12 protein-coding genes and 1 pseudogene are annotated in these 18217 nt (G+C 47.4%); 8 read left to right on the top strand and 5 right to left on the bottom strand.

Annotated elements, in window-relative coordinates:
• Positions 1-45: 45 nt before the first annotated feature.
• The gene (locus tag NQD60_RS04445) at positions 46-231 is read right to left on the bottom strand and encodes a hypothetical protein (RefSeq protein WP_257099803.1); all 186 of its coding nucleotides are present in this window, start codon (positions 229-231) and stop codon (positions 46-48) included.
• A gap of 683 nt (positions 232-914) precedes the next feature.
• Here NQD60_RS04445 and NQD60_RS04440 point away from each other — a divergent pair.
• The 3 genes from NQD60_RS04440 to NQD60_RS04430 all read left to right on the top strand — a co-directional run bounded on the left by NQD60_RS04440 (position 915) and on the right by NQD60_RS04430 (position 3477).
• On the top strand, positions 915-1076 hold the full coding sequence (locus NQD60_RS04440; protein ID WP_257099802.1) for a burhizin family lasso peptide: 162 nt from the start codon (positions 915-917) through the stop codon (positions 1074-1076).
• Between the two features lie 272 nt (positions 1077-1348).
• Positions 1349-3097 carry an asparagine synthase C-terminal domain-containing protein gene (locus tag NQD60_RS04435; protein WP_257099801.1) on the top strand — a complete coding sequence of 583 codons (1749 nt, stop codon included), beginning with the start codon at positions 1349-1351 and terminating at the stop codon, positions 3095-3097.
• A 125-nt stretch (positions 3098-3222) separates the two neighbouring features.
• Complete coding sequence (locus NQD60_RS04430; RefSeq protein WP_257099800.1) at positions 3223-3477, top strand: helix-turn-helix domain-containing protein; 255 nt, start codon at positions 3223-3225, stop codon at positions 3475-3477.
• Between the two features lies 1 nt (position 3478).
• Here the strand turns inward: NQD60_RS04430 and NQD60_RS04425 are convergent, their stop codons facing one another.
• Entirely contained in the window at positions 3479-4132 is a 654-nt protein-coding gene (locus NQD60_RS04425) for a BON domain-containing protein (protein WP_257099799.1), read from the bottom strand.
• An 86-nt stretch (positions 4133-4218) separates the two neighbouring features.
• On the opposite strand from NQD60_RS04425, the gene NQD60_RS04420 reads away from it, so the two are divergent.
• The 3 genes from NQD60_RS04420 (at position 4219) to NQD60_RS04410 (ending at position 6474) form a co-directional block, all read left to right on the top strand.
• Positions 4219-4440, top strand: coding sequence for a hypothetical protein (locus NQD60_RS04420; RefSeq protein WP_257099798.1), 222 nt, complete (start codon positions 4219-4221; stop codon positions 4438-4440).
• A gap of 439 nt (positions 4441-4879) precedes the next feature.
• Positions 4880-5839, top strand: coding sequence for a hypothetical protein (locus tag NQD60_RS04415; RefSeq protein ID WP_257099797.1), 960 nt, complete (start codon positions 4880-4882; stop codon positions 5837-5839).
• 137 nt (positions 5840-5976) lie between these two features.
• Complete coding sequence (locus NQD60_RS04410) at positions 5977-6474, top strand: hemerythrin domain-containing protein (protein WP_257099796.1); 498 nt, start codon at positions 5977-5979, stop codon at positions 6472-6474.
• Positions 6475-7012: 538 nt separating this feature from the next.
• On the opposite strand, the gene NQD60_RS04405 is transcribed toward NQD60_RS04410, so the two are convergent.
• Positions 7013-9301: a hypothetical protein gene (locus tag NQD60_RS04405; RefSeq protein ID WP_257099795.1), complete on the bottom strand. Its 2289-nt coding sequence runs from the start codon at positions 9299-9301 to the stop codon at positions 7013-7015.
• A gap of 430 nt (positions 9302-9731) precedes the next feature.
• Between NQD60_RS04405 and NQD60_RS04400 the strand changes: the two genes are divergently transcribed.
• Positions 9732-10508, top strand: a complete 777-nt coding sequence (locus NQD60_RS04400; protein ID WP_257099794.1) for a SprT-like domain-containing protein — start codon at positions 9732-9734, stop codon at positions 10506-10508.
• Between the two features lie 702 nt (positions 10509-11210).
• A complete protein-coding gene (locus tag NQD60_RS04395; RefSeq protein ID WP_257099793.1) occupies positions 11211-16526 on the top strand; it encodes an NACHT domain-containing protein in 5316 nt (1771 codons plus the stop codon).
• Between the two features lie 190 nt (positions 16527-16716).
• Here NQD60_RS04395 and NQD60_RS04390 read toward each other — a convergent pair whose 3' ends face one another.
• On the bottom strand, positions 16717-16854 hold the full coding sequence (locus NQD60_RS04390; RefSeq protein ID WP_257099792.1) for a hypothetical protein: 138 nt from the start codon (positions 16852-16854) through the stop codon (positions 16717-16719).
• A 326-nt stretch (positions 16855-17180) separates the two neighbouring features.
• Positions 17181-17619, bottom strand: a pseudogene (locus NQD60_RS04385) (transposase); the annotation flags it as partial.
• Between the last annotated feature and the right edge of the window lie 598 nt (positions 17620-18217).

Here is an 18217-nt window from a genome sequence, read left to right as displayed (position 1 = left end):
TTGGAGGGTTGCGGGTTCGCATATCGGCCAGCCAACTGGAGAAGGTCACTTTGTGTGCGCATGTTCATAAGGTTCTTGGGTGGGTTCAGTCACGAGGTCGAGGTTACGGCCCACTCTGCGCAAGTCGCGTAGGGCACAGTCCGGTGTCGCAATCCAGATGCTCCTCCGCTCGTCCCAGTGGAGATGTGGACGCAAATCCGAGATCCGGCGTGCCGTGTGTACTGTTGTCATCAGCGTGAGGCGGGAAGGAATCTGAGAGATCTAGCCGGCTTCGGATAGCGCCGATTCCATGCTCAGGTAGCTCAGGTCCCACGGCCGCAGCATCCCGGTGTTCTAGGACAACCATCAATTCCCGTAGGTGCATTTAAATATACAGTAAGCGAACAATAAAGTTCATTTATTGTGCAGGTATCTCATATGTACAAAGTTTTATGAATCAGTATGGCGGGGGAGGGCGATCAGCAAGATGTTGAGCGCAGAGCGACAACGCCTTGGATGGAGCATTGATCGAAACGGAGATGATCGATTACACAAAATCCGTGCTACAGCGCCTGCTGGTACGTGACGAATCTCTATCCGAACTAGCTGCCATCCAAGGTTAGTAGGGTCGAAAACGGTGCGCGGACTTTAGGATCCGGTGGCCGAATATGTCCCAATATGTCCCAATCGCGCTTTTCCGAATTCTGAGCGTTCCTCTTCAATGAAATTATGGAAATATTGCTTGCCTGAAAAAGCGGTATCTCAATTCCTTCTACAAAAATAAGACCGTCTCAAAAAAACTTCTTGCCTAAGGGCTTTTCCATTTCTATAGTAAAAGGCACGCGTGATGGAATAGTCAGGTGATTTTCACTTGTTATATCCATCCGTGGGTTAGTAAATTTCATCAACCTGCATTATGAAACGAGGAAATAATCATGACCAAAAGCAACGACAAAGAGCTAAATATTCCTAAAATGCAAAATATCCAATCGGAAGATGAAGCTCTGATGGAATTTTGTGCGTCTGAGTTGACAATGGGCACGGCAACTGGAACTTATTTTGAAGGAGGTTATGCTCCTTGGTACGTATATCCTTAATTGCATCAAGAAAACGCCAGGCAAGTGCACTATAGAGGAGGGGCTTGTGTGGCGTTATCTTGACAATAAGTACACGAAAAAGAATAAAAATGCCTCATCATTTGATGTCCAATATTTTTGATGCACGTTTTTCCGGGCAAGTCATTGTGCTCGTCGTGATTTCTCAGAGTAAGCTATTAAAACCAATAAGATGACTGGGAACTAAAGTAAAGGCATGAGAGGGGAGTTGCCGGTCATTTTTGAATTTCCAACCAACCTATTGGAACTGCCCTATGACCGTATTCGGCATCGCTTATCCAGAAACACAGGAACTTTTAACGCTAAACCGGGACTGGGCTTTAACCCATGATAAAACTGGCCAGATAGCTGGCGCACTATGGCAAGAGGCAGATGAGCGCCATAGTGCGCGCATTTTATCTAGAGAAGACGAAAGGCATTTCTATTGCCTGTATGGGCAAGCTTTTTCAAAGCAAGACAACACTGAAATCAACGATAGTGATTTGCGTGAGATTGCTTTAAAAGGCCCTTCTTTATTAACGGCCAAATTTTGGGGAACATATTTATTTGTCTGTTTCGATAAGGTCGCCAGAAAATTCATTTGCTGTTGCGATCCGAGCAACCGGTGGACGGTGTATTGGTCGTGGTCTGAGCGCCATGGCCTGCTGTTTTCAGACACCATCACCTGTTTGCATCAGGTGCTTACGGATATGGGCGAACGCCCGGCATGGAATAGATCATTCTTTACCACTTGGCTGCGCACCGGCACAGTTCAGAGCGGTGCACTGCCATTTGATCGTATCTCAGAACTTCCGCCAGGATGCGCTGTTTTCTATACGCATGGACGCGAGCCAGAAATGTCGCCAGTTTGGGATCCTCTCATGAGCCCTGCTTATAATTCCCTCTCTCAAAATCCATACGATATTTTAAAAAACTACCTGAGCCTGTACGTGTCGAATAATGACCGGCCGGTGTTAGAGCTTTCAGGCGGCTTGGAATCGAGTTCCATTTTGCTGGCCCTGCGCGAAATAGTACCCGCTACGCAGCCGCTTGTTTGCGCTCATTATTACAATTCCGAGGTTGGTTCGTCCAACGAGCTTGAGCATGCACGCCGCGTCGCTCAAAGCACGGGAGCCTACCTTAGCGAAATCGATAATAAAGTTTTTTCATTCGCGCCCATCAAGCAAATCCCTCGCTTTGCGAAACCACATAACCAACATGGCATGCTTGCATTTCGTCAGCATTTCGCCAGCAGGCTCGACGAGCGTGAAAACAGCATGCTAATCAGCGGACATGGCGGGGATTCGCTTTTTCTCGCGCCGCCGCCTTTTGGTGTGCTGGCCGATGCAGCGCTTACGCTGCGCTGGCGGCACCTGTTTCGTACTGCGATGGATTTGGCATTGATTCATAGGAAACCGTTTGCCCAAATTATATGGCAGACAATCAAGTCTTCATTTTCTCCGAATCCTTATGAAGAGGGCGATGGCACGTTTAGGCTGCTCTCTGACGCAGTTCAACTAGAACCGCTCGATGGCCGGTCCCATTTGCACCCATTTCTTCAAAAGACAAAGATTCGTCTTCCTGGCAAGTTATACCAGTTGTTTCTGGCCTATTCTGCGCTAGATGATGTGAGCATGCCGGCGCATCCATTCAAACGGAGCGTACATCATCCTTTCCTTTGCCAGCTTATGGTCGAATTCGCCCTGTCGATACCCAGCTATCGTCACTTTGAAGGTCCACATAATCGCATTATCGTTAGAAAATCTGTCTCTACCGCGACCGGTTATCCGCACCTCTGGCGGCATAACAAAGGCGAAATAACGGGTATTAATTTACTCGGCATCCGCCAGCATAAAAATCACGTGATGGCGCACTGCCTTGAGGGTTTTTTAGCCAAGGAAGGTTATATCGATCCAATTCGAACGCATACTGCAATTCAAGAGAACTGCAAAGGCCATAACGCATATTTAATGGACATTCTTCGTATTTACGTTATTGAGCTATTTATTCAGAGTTGGCAGTAGCTGATGAAATTGGTAGCGTTTGACGGAAAGGAAATCAAAACCAGAAGACCGGCAAGGAGTAAAGGATGCAAGTCCCATATTGCGCGTTATGCAGTGCACCGCATAATGCGCAATTCGAACGGGAAATGATGCTGGAACGCCAGCGCGAGGGAGTCCTGAAAGCCAAAACTGCGGGTAAATACAAAGGCCGCAAACCCATTGCATCGGATCACCGCCAGAATGTTATTCGCTTGGCGGCTGAGGGTGCAACAAAAGCTAACGTTGCCAGCCAACTTACTATCGGTGAAGCTACCGTTTACCGTATTTTAGCCGCTCAGAAGAGTCGCCCATCCCCCAAAAATGTAAAATTAGCCAAAAAATCTTCCCGAAGAGATTTCTAAACTAGCCGATTACTAACTCATCAGTCACGACGCTCACCACGCCCGGTGCCGACCAGGCTCCCCGTTTAGCTTCTTGTAGTTCTAACCAGGTACCTACCCTACCTTTTAGTATCACCTTGCTGCCTTCAATTTCGACATGGATCCGTTCTGCATCCACTTGCGCATGGCGATGAAATTCCTTGGTAATCAGCGCTTTAATATCTTTTGGTGAGAGGCTACTTTGTATCGTAATTTGATTATTAAGGCTTTTTACCCCTGAAAGCCATCTGATAGCTTTTTCAGCTGCTTCACGTTGATACCACCAATTTACCTTGCCAGTCAGTGTCACATGACCACCTTCGACGGCGACTTGAGGCCGCTCCTGAGGCAGAGTACTGTTCCATTTCAATGCATTAACAGCGGCATTCGCAATATCAACATCCGATACTCGATATTGGCTTGCTAATTCCACTCGTAGCTCATTAGCCACTGCTTTCACCCCTGCAATGCTTTTGATTGCCCGTTCTGCAGTATGTTTTTCAAACAAACTGCCCACTGTACCGCCTAAAACAACCACTTCCCCATTTACTGCGACGGTGATATTAGAAGCATTCACACTGGGTTCAAAATCAAGCTTATCCATAATGTCTTCGTAAAGCTGCGCGTTAGTTTTCATCGCATCTCTCCTACACCATAAAACTAAACACCTCTATTAAAAGTATAGGCTATTTCTAAAATATACAAATCTATGCATAGTTAATTATGTCACGGCTATTACTCATACCCAATCCTTCCGTAGCAAGCCTCAGACAATACAAAAACTCCGCGATCCAGGCCAGCACAGGCGGCTATTCACCAGTTTACTCAAGGGCTGTCTGGATCGAGCGTGAACTTAACCGAGTCAAAGTCGTACAAGCTGTTATTGAGCGCCGTTTAAAGCATTACCAGGCAGCGAAGCGACTAGGTGTAGCTGCTCGCATTTGAAACCGGCCATTACAGCTAGGCGTCAAATCTGGCAGCATGGAGTTGCATACTGAGCGCACGGGCTGCCGCATCCCTGACCGACGCATGTTCATCCTGACAAGCGCCGGCCATAGGCCAAGAAGCGCAGCAATTCAATCCCAAAATTCGAGGACATTTACCACTGATAAGTCACAGCATGGTGCTATATTAGATTGTGTTATCCATCTAGGCCTTTTAATTTGGTAGAAAAAAGCTCACTTTTAGCTATACCGTGGTCCTCTTCTCACATTTTTATAAGGAGCAGAAAATGATAACGTTAGTCGGTACACAAAACGATTTTCTAAATGAGATCAAGGAATTTCAAAGAGATCTGTAAGGCTAAACGCACTACGACCGATGCTTTGAAGGTAGATGTATTGATTTGCGAGAATAATGCTTTGAATTCACGACAGAGGAAAAGATGAGTACACCAACTACACCAACCTTAGCCGCCACAACCTCACGCGAGGGCAGCCAGACAGCACGCAGCCTTCATTCAGCTGAGATAGCTCCCATCATCTCAGGCGTTTCTTGGGGTGCCATTTTTGCAGGCGCAGCCGGGGCAGCAGCGCTTTCTTTGATTCTTCTGATGCTTGGCATGGGCCTCGGCTTGTCATCCGTTTCGCCGTGGTCGAACCAAGGCGCCAGCACGGCGGCGATAGGTATGTCGACCATTTTGTGGCTTACTTTTACGCAACTAGCGGCGTCTGGTGTGGGCGGCTATCTGGCCGGTCGCCTGCGGACGAAATGGGCGGTCGTGCAAACTAACGAGAGATGTTTTCGCGACACAGCGCATGGTTTCATTACATGGGCCGTAGCGACGCTATTGACCGCAGCATTGCTGACTACAACGATCAGCTCTATTCTCACTAGAGGCGGCGAAGCAGTTGCCTCAGTAGCCGGCACTGCTGCCAGCGCTGGAGGGGCCGTAGTCAAGAACGCTGCTCCTTCCCTTGGTGAGAACACGGATTACTTTGTCGATTCGCTTTTTCGCAAGGACATGAGCGCCTCAACGGGCTCATTTTCAGCACAGCCAACAGGCAGTGAAGTCAACTCGGCCAATTCCAAGTCTGAAGTGATTCGTATCTTTTCCAATAGCATCCGAACGAACACTTTGCCTTCAGAAGATAGGCGCTACGTTGCCCAATTGGTTGCGCAACGCACAGGCATGGCTCAAGCCGATGCCGAAAAGCGCGTGACAGCTATCTTTGACAAGATTCAGGTGAAGCTCAAGGAGGTCGAGGTCACTGCGAAGGAATCCGCCGACAAGGTGCGCAAAGCGTCTTCCTATGCAGCGCTTTGGTTTTCTGCATCGTTGCTTTTCGGTGCTTTTTTTGGCAGTTTAGGTGCCATGTATGGCGGCCGTCGCCAAGATTTATAAATCGCCACAGAATGGTTTTTATAGCCGTAACATGCATTCACCGCTATTGCTTTTTTTTGGTATGCCCATTCCGATCACCATTTTGATCGCTTTGTTCATGCCCTCATTCTTGTGGCATCCTTTTAAAGGACTCAATCATGGCAAGCACAAAGACGGCAACGACGACCACGAAGAAGAGCACCCATGCATCAAAAATCTTAGGAGCCACAGCGATGCTGCGGGCTGACCACAAACACGTCAAGGAGCTTTTCGAAGAATACGAAAAAGCGCGCGTGGCCACGAAGAAAAAAGACTTGGTCACGCAAATTTGCATCGAGTTAACGGTCCATGCCCAGCTTGAAGAGGAGATATTTTATCCCGCCGTCAAGAAAGCTTTAAAGGACCACGAGCTGGTGCCTGAGGCAACTGTCGAACACGATACCCTCAAGAACCTCGTCGCTCAAGTCAAGGACGTTGAGCCCAGTGGCGAAATGTTCGACGCGAAGATCAAAGTGTTGTCCGAGTACGTGAAGCATCATGTCAAGGAAGAGCAGAACGAGATGTTTCCAAAGGTCGAGGGCTCAAAGTTAGACATGATTGAACTAGGTGCCCAGATGGCAGCTCGTAAGGATGAGTTGATGATAAAGTTTGCGTAGTTGATGTAGTCCATCTCAGTTTTTGCAAAAACTGAGATGGACTGAAGTTGCCGGCCCTCGGAGATCAACCGAACGGAAAATGTACATAAGCCGTTGGTCTATCCGGAAGACGTAGATGAGCGCTAGGAGCGGCCAAAAAATGAGCGTTTCTAACTATCGCCCATTCGGTTCCGCATGCTTCTGGAGTAGCTTAGACAGAAGCGTCTTTATGTCTAGAAAGTGCATCAAAAATCATGAAATACACAGTTTTAAGTAATATTATTTGCCACTTTCGGGTAGGGTAAGGATTAGTGCGCAAATGAGTAACACTGTAAATTTCTAACTGGTCAAAACCTGACAGATGAGCCTGAAACCAACGATTAGGGGCAGAACAAGCAGATCAGTCATTGAATAGGCTCGAGCGGTACGTCAGCAGTCAGAATGAAACGCATTGTCCTTGATGATAGAAAGGGCTCCCCGTTAGAAGTGGCCTGCGTAATGGCCTGAATATCTACGCCTGGTCACGTCAATCAAGCATGGAACTATTGAGAAGTTACGGTCAAGCGTACTTTAAAACCCAAGTAAAAACGCGATCACTGCCTGCTTTCAGTGCGAAGGGGCGCGTTGTACATGCAAAATTCGAGTTTAACTGCCCGATCGGGGTTGTTGAAAACGGATTGGTTTTCCCATCTACCATTTCAAAATTAGACAATGTACAGCTATCAAATCCTGTGGTGCTATAGTTTGTGACATCGCTATTTACATAGCGTACTGAAAAACCATCTTCATTAACTGCAGTATTCTGAAAATCAGCAAAAGAGGTGAAGTCGGTCTCAATGGTGATATTTACAGTTAGCGTTTTAGAACTTAGCGTATCTGTTCGCATTATAGTACCTCGTTCAAACGTTATAACTGTATGGGCTTGTAGGTCAATATCCGTTGCATATTCTGCGTTTCTTCTAGCTAATCTAAAGTTGGTCGTATCGAAGGATAAAATAACCTGGCTATTGCGTTCCTGCACATTTAGATTTTTATAATAGGTGACTGGAATGTAATTTTTCTCATTATAAGAAACCTGAGGAATCAATAATGCGTAACCCACATCTGTTGTTCCATAAATTAACTTGTCGGAAAAAGGTATTGGATAGTATGGAGTATGCGAGTTAAGGTCTGGTGCTTGGCTTAGGTTCAGATTAATTACGCGCTTTCCATCGCGTACCGTGACCAGCGCTGCGCTATATGGGTGGTCCTTATCAGTAGGCAAGTTGTACCAAGTAAGGGTATAATTCGGCATCATATTTAGCCAGGCTTGAAAATCAGAATCAGGCATAGGTGCCTTACCGCCAAAACCTAGCTTATTCCACCAGGCATTCACATACATATAATGGTATAAGAGGCTAAAATTTTCACCCATGGCACGATTCTTGCCGCGGTAAGCGTCTGTCCCGCGACCTTTAACCCACATATTTACTGATGGAGTAGGCAGGGTAGCGTCGTACCAGAAAGTGCTATAGCGATAAGCCGATTTACAAGTGAATGCATAGGCTATCTGCATTTCCTGTGCGGATAACACGCCTGCATTTGCCGCTGCCGTTAGGATTTCCGTAAAACCTGTATCTCCATATGGGCCGATAGACCGGCCATAGTTGAAACCCTGACCATCCATATTGAGTTGGGGAAGAATTAAATCAACCGATTTTCGCAGATAGCCCTTTAATTCCTGCGTTAAATTAGTCTCATCTCCCATCTCAAGAGCGCGTTCTAGAACTTCAGGGATAAGCACAGCGCTATATCGATCAAAGCGCGCCTGGTCATAATAGGTCTTATTAACATTCGATGCTTCGTCGGAGAATCCACCAGAAGAGTCATCTCTAATATGACCAATAATTTTATGCAAAAGTGCATCACGTGCACTCATCGATGCCACATCGGGGTCGGTGGATGAGAAGAATGTCGGATTGCTCCATTCTAGCTTTTGTCTCAACCCAGCAATTCCATATGCGACTGCATAATAATTTTTAGCCGTATTAAGCGACTCAATATCAATGGAGCGGCTTACTGCTGGGCAGTTGCCGCTTTTATATACTCCAAACATATCACAGAAAGTCAAATGACTTTCCAGTATAGCCAGCATTGCGTCATTGAAAACTTCATTGAGCATATACTGTTCTTTAAAATTATTGAGTGCAATAAGGTAATATAACTCGCCCCAAGAGTTATTTGCATAGAGGTAATCAACATTACTTATCTGCGCCATCATCGCGGTAGTTATTTTTTGATATGTTGCAAGGTAATCTGCATAATTCGGATCACCTTTCGCTTTCATATCAATCAATATATTCGACAGGCCGAGTGCCAGCTTACCAGGCAAGAATTTATCTCCCGTCTTCGTATCCAACACACGTATCGGGTTGCCGTCGCCAAGATCAATCTCTACTTGCGTGAAATCTGGTGCTGCCCTAATGAGATCAAAAAGTGCTCTCAGCTGCCCCATCATGGTAATGGATACACCAGCTCCCCCTGGCACGCTCGTATCTGGCATGCCGTAAACAATCCCATGAAGAGAAGAAGCAGCTACAGTGCAAGGTACTTTGTTTGTCTCGGGAGGCAAGGTAACTATAGTAGAAAGAGGGAAAGTCAGCGCATTTCTCAAATGATCTGCAACTTTGTTGTCTACCGCTTTCCGTACTATTTGTACTGGTTGCGCAGAGACTTTGTATTGCGAATCATTTGAAAAATGAACGTGGCTATTCAGGTCATCACGTCTCTCGCTTGTGCGTGCATTGGTTAGAGATAAAGGGAGTGTACTGAGCGCAAAAGCGACTGGGGAGAGTTTCGATAAAAGCATTTTTGTTTCCTAATCCGAATGGAGTTTAGATAAGAAAAATTCCAGAATCAAATCCATATGTCCTGTCTATTTTTCAGCTTTCACTTTCATAAAAGTTAATGTTATTTGAAATTTCAGCTGCGTATTTCAGCTGTACTCATCAATATTTAACTACAGTTTTAAAATAATGCATTAGAACCAATCAAATGCTCAATCCTAGGCGTTCTGCTGCCTGGTAATGCTTCAAACGAAGTTCGATAACTGCCTCTATGACCTTAACTCGGTCAAGCTCGCGCATGCTCATCATAATACATCCAAGTTTAGTTATCACACATACCTCAAATCAGCGATATAAATCGCTTAGCATAAGGTGGTGGCTCAGAATCGAGAGGGAAACTGTTTTTATTAAATTTTGGGGAGCTTGAATTGTATCGTACGATACAATTCAAGGATGAAAACTCAAATGATCAAACCAACATATGAATTCTATAGCCAGCTACAGCAGGCCTATGATTGGTTTAATAAGACACTCTTTGAAAATGCACTGCCATCTTGCCTTATCACGGTGCAGCGCGAGAAAAATACGCTAGGTTTCTTTTCCCCTCTTCGATGGAGCAATGAGGGTGAAAAAAACGTTCATGAAATAGCTCTAAATCCTGCTTATTTTGCTAACAGAAAAATCGTTGAAGTCTTTCAAACTTTAGTGCATGAACAATGCCATTTATGGCAGCATGAATTTGGTAGGCCAAGTCGCTCTGGTTATCATAATCGTGAATGGGCCGACAAAATGGAATCTATAGGCTTAATGCCAAGCTCAACTGGTCGTCCAGGTGGAGATAAAACTGGACAAAGAATGTCTGATTATTTGATCAAGACCGGCCAGTTTAAGAAAGCGTGTATTGAGTTGATCGAATCAGGCCATCAATTTAGATGGGCGGATCGCAGAATCCCAAGGTCTGATATTTTGAACCTATCACAACACTCAGTTATTCCACTCTCTCCAGATCAAGATGGGTCTACGCTCTTGCAGTCTTTGATACCTTCCCCAGAAAGCCTCCTTAGCATACCTATGGCGACATTGATTCCCCATTTTGAACACCATGCCGAACAGCAAAAAGCCAAATCAAAGACAAAATATTCCTGCTCAATTTGTGATATCAACGTGTGGGGAAAGCCCAATCTTCATATCCGATGTGAGGCGTGTAGCGAACTTTTTATATCTATATGAAGGCAGGGCAGGGGAACTTACCAAACTGATAGTTGTATCGACCGACAATTGAAATCTATGGTCCCCTCCGTTTTTGCAAGACAAACTGATTTTTAATGTTGTATGTGACTTATGGGTTTGTGGTTCTGTTGAGAACTGTGACCTTATTTATCCGGTCTTTTTTGTATACAGCGGCTTAAAATTTATTGGTACATAGTCTATATGACTATCATCAGAATTTTCCGAGGGGACGTTTTCTTTTTCCCCAATCAGTGCTGCAAAGGCAAGAAGGGGTGGAATTTGGATCCAATATCTAGTTCCTCGGGCATTACTTCGCCCAATGCGCCGGTCGTTACACATCCTTGGAAAGTCTTATCGTTCGATTTTTTTGTGCGCCGTGCAAAGGCACGGTTTCTCAGCGGGTGCGAATTCCGCCCGGCGATTCTCGCTCCAGCCAGTAGCAAGCGGAGCGGTCGTGGAGGTATACCAAGGGTCAAGAACCATAAAATGAAAAACATTCTTCTTGTTTTTCAAGAGCAGTGCGATTAGTATCCCTCCAGTTTTTTTATATTCAGTCGATATGTTCGGCTGGGATCAGCTTCAATTTATTTTTTGCACAGCCGGTATCGACCATGAGCGACGGCAAAATCGCGCGAGCGGTGTGCACTCAAGCAACGTCGATCTGATCTAATGAATCAGCATTAAAGAAAATGGAGAATAAATATGTTAGGGAAAATATCTCACTCGGCGTTACCAGAAACCCTCACGCGGAACGTCGCTGAATATTATTTAAGCCAAGCTCGCACTGAGAGGGAAAAAGGGCACTTGGATGCAGCGCTGACCCTATACGATCAATTGAAAGAAACACTGAAGTCGCTTGGGAGCGTAAAAGAGGCCTTGAGGAAAGCGCAAGATCCCCACACATTAGCAGATGAGACCTTACGGGCCATGATGGCCGATGCTTATTTCGAACGTGGGGAAGTGTTAAAAGGCTTAAATTTATTTGCCAAGGCACGGTCCAGTTATCTTAAGGCTGAAATATGGGGACACGATGAGGCCAAGCAACATCGCGTGGAAGCTTCGCAGCCCCTTCCATCATCAAATAAGTCGGCTTCGGTTCGGACTGCCGTACCTACCTCAATGTCTGTCGAGGAAAAAAGCGATCTGGTGGATTATCTGTTTGAAAAGGCGCTGTTGACGCTGAGCTCCTTAGAGGTGCCCAATAAGCCCACCCTTTTTCTGGTCTATGCCCACGACAATCCCGCTCACGGCAAGGCCGAGGCCTCTACGTCTAAATATTTAATCGATAAGTTATCTAACCTCCGAGGCGTCAACTTGTATTCGGATCAAACGCCGATGGGACAAGCGTATTCAAGCTCCGCGGAAAATCTGAAAGGGGAAGGCAAGCTAGAGGATATCTTAACCAATCAGCTCTGTTTGTTGCCGGCTCGGTTAATTAAAGAGGTGGAACCGGTCGATAAGGTTGTGGTGTGTTGTTCTCAGGTATTAGGAAATTACCTGAAAGACTGGTCAGATTATAAAAAGTTTTATGAGGAACTGCGAGAGGCCTACGGCGAAGATCGAGAGGCCTATCTCAAAGACGGTGGACAAAAAGGTCCTGCGGCAATCCGTGAGGTGGTCAGGAAATTTTCACAAGAGGAAAAATATAAGGCCGGGTTCCATCATGTGTTGACGGAAATGGCTTTTTTGGAAATCCGGGCAGAGCATCTGAACGATCAGCACGGCATTATCCCGGTTTCGTTAACTTCAAATAGCTATGACCAATGTTTGGCATATTTTATTCCAGCGACCACGGTTCGGATGGAGGATATTCCGAGATTTGAGGAGCAAGCCCAAGCGGGACGAGAAGTGTATGCGAATCAAAGTCGGCACGGGGTGCTGTTTAAGGTGATCGAACGGCTGTTAGTGGACAGCGATGAGGCGAAAACGTTTCTAAGCAAATTTTGGTATGGACACAGCGATTTTATTTTCCGTTTAAAGAGTGATGCAAAGTTTGGCAAGCTGGAATTCGCCAAGCTATTAGACGGCATTTTCGATGGTATACGGACCGCGCTGCAGAGCCAGCTTGCGTCCACCGTGCAGCAACAACATCAACAACTGCGGGTGCTCAATACAGACCCCAGGAGCGCGCTGAAGGAACATTATTTCGCGGCTCTCAAGCAAGATAAGGCATTTGCGCAAACTCTACAGCTGTATGTTGAGCCGCGCGGCAAAGCGAGCCTGGATGGGGAAATCGAGATTTTTAACCTGTTACCCCAAGTGCAAGCGTTGCTAAACGATAAACAAGTGATCTTGTTGACGGGGGACGCCGGGGCGGGCAAAACCACCTTCAACCGCCGTCTAGAAAAGCATTTATGGGACAATAAAAAAGCAGACGACGATGCAATTCCGCTGTTTATTTCTCTGGCGAGTATTGACAAGCCTGAGGACGATCTGATTGCCAAAGCGTTAAAGAAAAGTGGCCTGTCAGACTTTCAGATTCAGAAATTAAAAAAAGAAAAACAAAGGTTCGTCTTTATTTTGGACGGCTATGATGAGATTCGGCAGACGCAGAATCTGTATCTAAGCAATGCCATCAACCAGCCCGACGGCTGGCAGGGTCAAATGGTGATCAGTTGTCGCAGCGAATATCTGGGCCAGGACTATCGCAGCCGTTTTCAACCGAATCCGAATTTGCAGGACCAGGACACGTTGTTTCAAGAAATCGTGGTCGAGCCGTTTTCAAAAGAAGAGCGCAATCAGTATTTAGAAGAATATGTTAAATACAACCCAACGGAGTGGGCAGCGCAACAATATCAAAAAGCCCTCGAAGAACCTCATTTAAAAGCCTTAGCCAGCAACCCATTTTTGTTGCGTGTGGTGCTAGAAGCCTTGCCGTACGTGGAGAAAAAGAGGAAAGCGCCAACTGCCATCCAGTTACGCCTGGACCTGTACAACCAGTTCGTTAGACAATGGTTCGAACGTAACCAGCAGCGCTTAAGCACACAAAATTTAACCGGGACACAAAGGGAAATCTTCAGAGCGTTGTGCGATGATGACTTTGTCCAGCACGGTATCGGATTTGTGAAAGACTTAGCGGTGCATTTCTATACAGAGAATGCGGGTAACCCGGTTGTCGAGTATTCTTTATACAAAGACAAGGGGAATTGGAAGGACGCTTTTTTCGGTCGGGAAGAAGAAAAGCAACCGCTGCAAGACGCCTGGCCGCTGAGCCGAAGCGGCAATCAGTACCGGTTTATCCATAAATCACTGCTGGAATATTTTGTGGCGCAGGCGCTCTTCGATTCGTTCGATGAGTGCATGGCGCTGGGCACCCGCCGCCGTGGTAGCAACGCCTCAGTCTATAGTTTTGAAAACCAAGCTGTTTTGCCCGGCCGAAGGCTGCGAGAATTATCGTTAGCCCCAAAGCATTGGGTAAACGATCTGGGTGTTGTGCGCTTGTTGGCTGAGCGTGTTGAGCAAGAGACTCCATTTAAGAAACAGCTGTTAGCGATCATCGAGCGCTCCAAAACCGATGCTAGGGTACGCCAAGTAGCAGCGAATGCGATCACGATCTTGGTCAAAGCGGGCGTGCAGTTTAATGGCGCGGATTTAAAAGGAATCCAGATTCCAGGAGCGGATCTGAGTGAGGGCGTATTCGATTCTGCTCAGTTGCAAAGAGCAGATTTGAGAAAAACCAATCTTCGCGCTATATGGCTGCGCAACGCCAATTTAAGCGGTGCGCAAATGGCCGCGGTACAGTTTGGCGAATGGCCGTATCTCCAAGAGGAGAACCATGTGTATTCCTGCGCGTATTCACCGGATGAGAAAACCTTTGCCGTAGGTCTTACGGGTGGCAACATCAACGTGTATGCGACTTCAAATTGGGAAAAAATTCACACCTTATTAACACGTCCCTACAGTGCTTACAGTTTTTACAGTCCTTGCAGTTTTTATAGCGTGACGTATTCGCCGAACGGAGAGCAGATCGCCTCTGGCGATGGGGACTATAATGTGCGGCTGTGGGACGTGGAAACCGGTGCTTGTCGCCACACCTTAAGCGGCCATACCGACGATGTTTTAAGCGTCGCGTATTCGCCGACGGGCGATCAGATCGCCTCTGGCAGTGGGGACTATACGGTGCGACTGTGGGATGCTTACTCGGGACAGTTGCGCCACACCTTAAGCGGCCATACGCACCGGGTTACTAGCGTGGCATATTCGCCGAGTGGAGAGCAGATCGCCTCTGGCAGTGATGACAAGACGGTGCGACTGTGGGACGCGCACTCGGGGCAGTTGCGCCACACCTTAGAAGGACATACCTACACTGTTTGGAGCGTGACGTATGCGCCGAGCGGAGAGCAGATTGCCTCTGGCAGTGGGGACTATACTGTGCGACTGTGGGACGTGGAAACGGGTGCTGCCCGCTACACTTTAAGCGGCCATACCGACCCTGTTACTAGCGTGACATATTCGCCGAGCGGAGATCAGATTGCCTCTGGCAGTGATGACAAGACGGTGCGGCTGTGGGACACGAAATCTGGTCAGCTGCGCGACACCTTAATCGGCCATACCGACCGTATTGCTAGCGTGACATATTCGCCGAGCGGCGAGCAGATCGCCTCGGGCGGTTGGGACAAGACAGTACGACTGTGGGACGCGCAATCGAGGCAGCTGCGCCCCAATTTAAGTGGCCATACCCACGAGGTCGTTGATAGCGTGGCGTATTCGTTCAGCGGTCAGCAGATTGCCTCCGTTCTGCGCTATGTGGTGCAGCTACGGGACGCGCACTCAGGTCAGGTGCTCCATACCTTAAGCGGCCATAACGACTATGTTAATCATGCGATGTATTCGCCGAACGGAGAGCAGATCGCCTCGGGCAGTAGGGACTGTACGGTGCGACTGTGGGATACGCGCTCGGGGCAGTTGCGCCGCACCTTAAGCGGCCATACCAGCCATGTTTTAAGCGTCGCGTATTCGCCGAGCGGCGAGCAAATCGCCTCCGCCAGTACTGACCAGACAGTGCGTCTGTGGGACACGAAAACGGGTGAGCATCGCCACACCTTAGACGGGCATACCCGCGAGGTTTATAGCGTGGTGTATTCGCCCAATGGCCAACAGATCGCCTCAGGCAGTCGTGACAATACGGTGCGGCTGTGGGATGCTTACTCGGGGCAACTGCGCCACACCTTAAGCGGCCATACTGGCGAGATTACTAGCGTGACGTATTCGCCGAACGGAGAGCAGATCGCCTCTAGTAGTGGGGAAAATATGGTGTTTCTGTGGGATGCTTACTCGGGGCAACTGCACCACGCCTTAATCGGCCATACCAGCCATATTTGGAGAGTAGCGTATTCGCCGAGTGGAGAGCAGGTCGCCTCTGGCAGTTGGGATAATACGGTACGTCTGTGGGATGCTTACTCGGGGCAACTGCGCCACACCTTAAGCGGCCATACCAACTGGGTTAGCAGCGTGGCGTATTCGCCGAGCGGAGATCAGATTGCCTCTGGCAGTGATGATAATACGGTGCGTCTGTGGGACGCGCACTCGGGGCAGTGCCGGGCGGTGATTCAAGGTTTTAGTGAACGGATCCATAGTCTTGCCTGGAAAGTCACGCCCAATGGCAACTATCTGGTAACGGGCAGTTACGACAAGTCAGTACGCCAGTGGTATATGATAGAAGAGAATGATCAAGTTCAGGTGCGCCTGTGCTGGAGTTCAACACATACTATGCTTGCTGTGACGGATGCCTCTATCCAGGATGTGCAAGGCTTAAGCCGGATGAACCAAAGGCTCTTAGAGCAGCGCGGAGCGGGATTGCTGAAGAAAACTGAAGGTAGCACGGTAGTCTCCTTTATCGATGGCGTGCAGGGTTTAAGTGGCTTGGATAAACGGCTCTTAGAGCAGCAAGGAGCGACGTCGCCTGAGAAAACTGAAGATAGCATAGTATCTTGCGAGGAAGATTCCGCTCCGACGAAACATCCTGTAAGTAAGAATACTTTCTTAAAGGGCTTTGCGAAGAAGAAGATTTTTGGCTAACAACCGATGCATCGCTATGCCTTCTAAATAGTACTGGCATAGGGTGCAACGTCACTCGGGCGCTGCCCGGCCAGTTCACTTTCATAGTGAGCTCACGGAGCGCTCCGAGTGACTAGGTCAGCCCACCATGGCTTCAATCAAGCATTCAAGAAACAAATTATAAAGTGTTGATTATTAAAGATTTTTTAACTTACTCTTGAGGTATAGGCACAAGTTGAAATCCTAGTTTCTCCGCGCGTTGGGAGAGGTTATGCACGACGCGTTGCTGGTAGCGCTGCTCATAATAATCTTGGCCTTCATCCACATATTCAGTCCCTTTGGTCAGCATAGCGTAAATGAGGCGAGCCAGCTTATGAGTTCGCCGTGATGGCTTGTGGTCGATCTAGGCGGGCGCACAGGCGGCGATAATACGCCCCTAACGCAGACTGACTTCGTCGTAAAGCAGCTGCGGCCATTCTCATTCTAAGAGCTTGCGCGGCACAATGCCCTCCGGCAATTGGTGGTTGCTTGGACGTCCGTTTCGTTTTGAAATCAGGCCTGAGGCACCTTCGGTTTGAAGTTGCCCCCTATACCGATCAATCTACTAGCGGAATCATTGCTTACAGCCTTGCGAGCAATCCATCTACATGATCTTTGTAATATTTCTATTCAGATTCATTCGAACTGACGTTGAGATATAGGTACGAGCTGGAAGCCCAGTTTCTCTACGCGTTGAGAGATGTAGCGTATGACTCGCTGCTGGTAGCGTTGTTCATAATAATCTTGCCCCTCATCCACATACTCAGCTCCTTTGGTCAGCATGACGTAGATGAGACGGGCTAGTTTATGAGCAGTTGCTGTAATGGCTTTAGGTTTATCCAAACGTGCGCACATGCGGCGATAATAGGCACCTAACGCAGATTTACTTTGTCCGTAAAGCAGCGGCGGCCATTTTAAGGGCTTGCGTCGCTCGATTAGCGGTGCGTTTACAAGTGCTCGAAAGCACTTTCCCTCCCGAAACCTTGGTGCCCGGGCATAAACCTAGCCAGGAGGTGAAATGCTTGACGCTCTTGAAGCGCGATAAATTTGTGCCGACCTCCGAGATCACCTTTAATGCTGTGATAGCATCGATAATTTCTATTTAGCTAAAACCAGACATTACTATCTAGCTGCTACAACATGTCAAGGCTAAATAGAAATGTCTTATCTTGGGCTAAATAGAAGTGTCTGGTTTTTATGATTAAAATAAAAGGGGGTAGGGTTATCTGCGGTAGCCCCCACCAGGTCCTCTATCCCAAAAGCGGGGGCTGAGGTGGTCAATCCATGTTAGAGTCCCAGCAATCTGTCTCGTTAGCCTTTCGAGGCTAAACAATATCGTGCCGAAAATCTAAAAAAAGACCTTATTGAGGCGCAAAAAACGTCTCGTTGGCGCGCCCCATTGAATATACGTATAGATACAATCAGATCATATTTGAAGCGTGATCCGATTCAAGCTGATCCTTGGCCGTGATTCGCAAAAAATCCGCCACATCTCAGTCTAAACTGCTGATTTGAATAAAATTAAGACCACCTCAATCTACCTTTTTTGCTTCATCAGCACACAAAATAAGTTTTTCACGTTCTCCCGCTTCACTTCCTCCAGATGCTGCCTCTCGGATACTTTGTTGAATGCGGCTAAGACAAGCCTTTAAGCGCTCATCCATAGGTAATTC

The organism is Mycoavidus sp. SF9855 (genome assembly GCF_024582735.1).
Taxonomy (GTDB): domain Bacteria; phylum Pseudomonadota; class Gammaproteobacteria; order Burkholderiales; family Burkholderiaceae; genus Mycoavidus.
The sequence above is the reverse complement of the archived record's forward strand: the minus strand, read 5'-3'. Positions and strand labels throughout refer to the sequence as shown.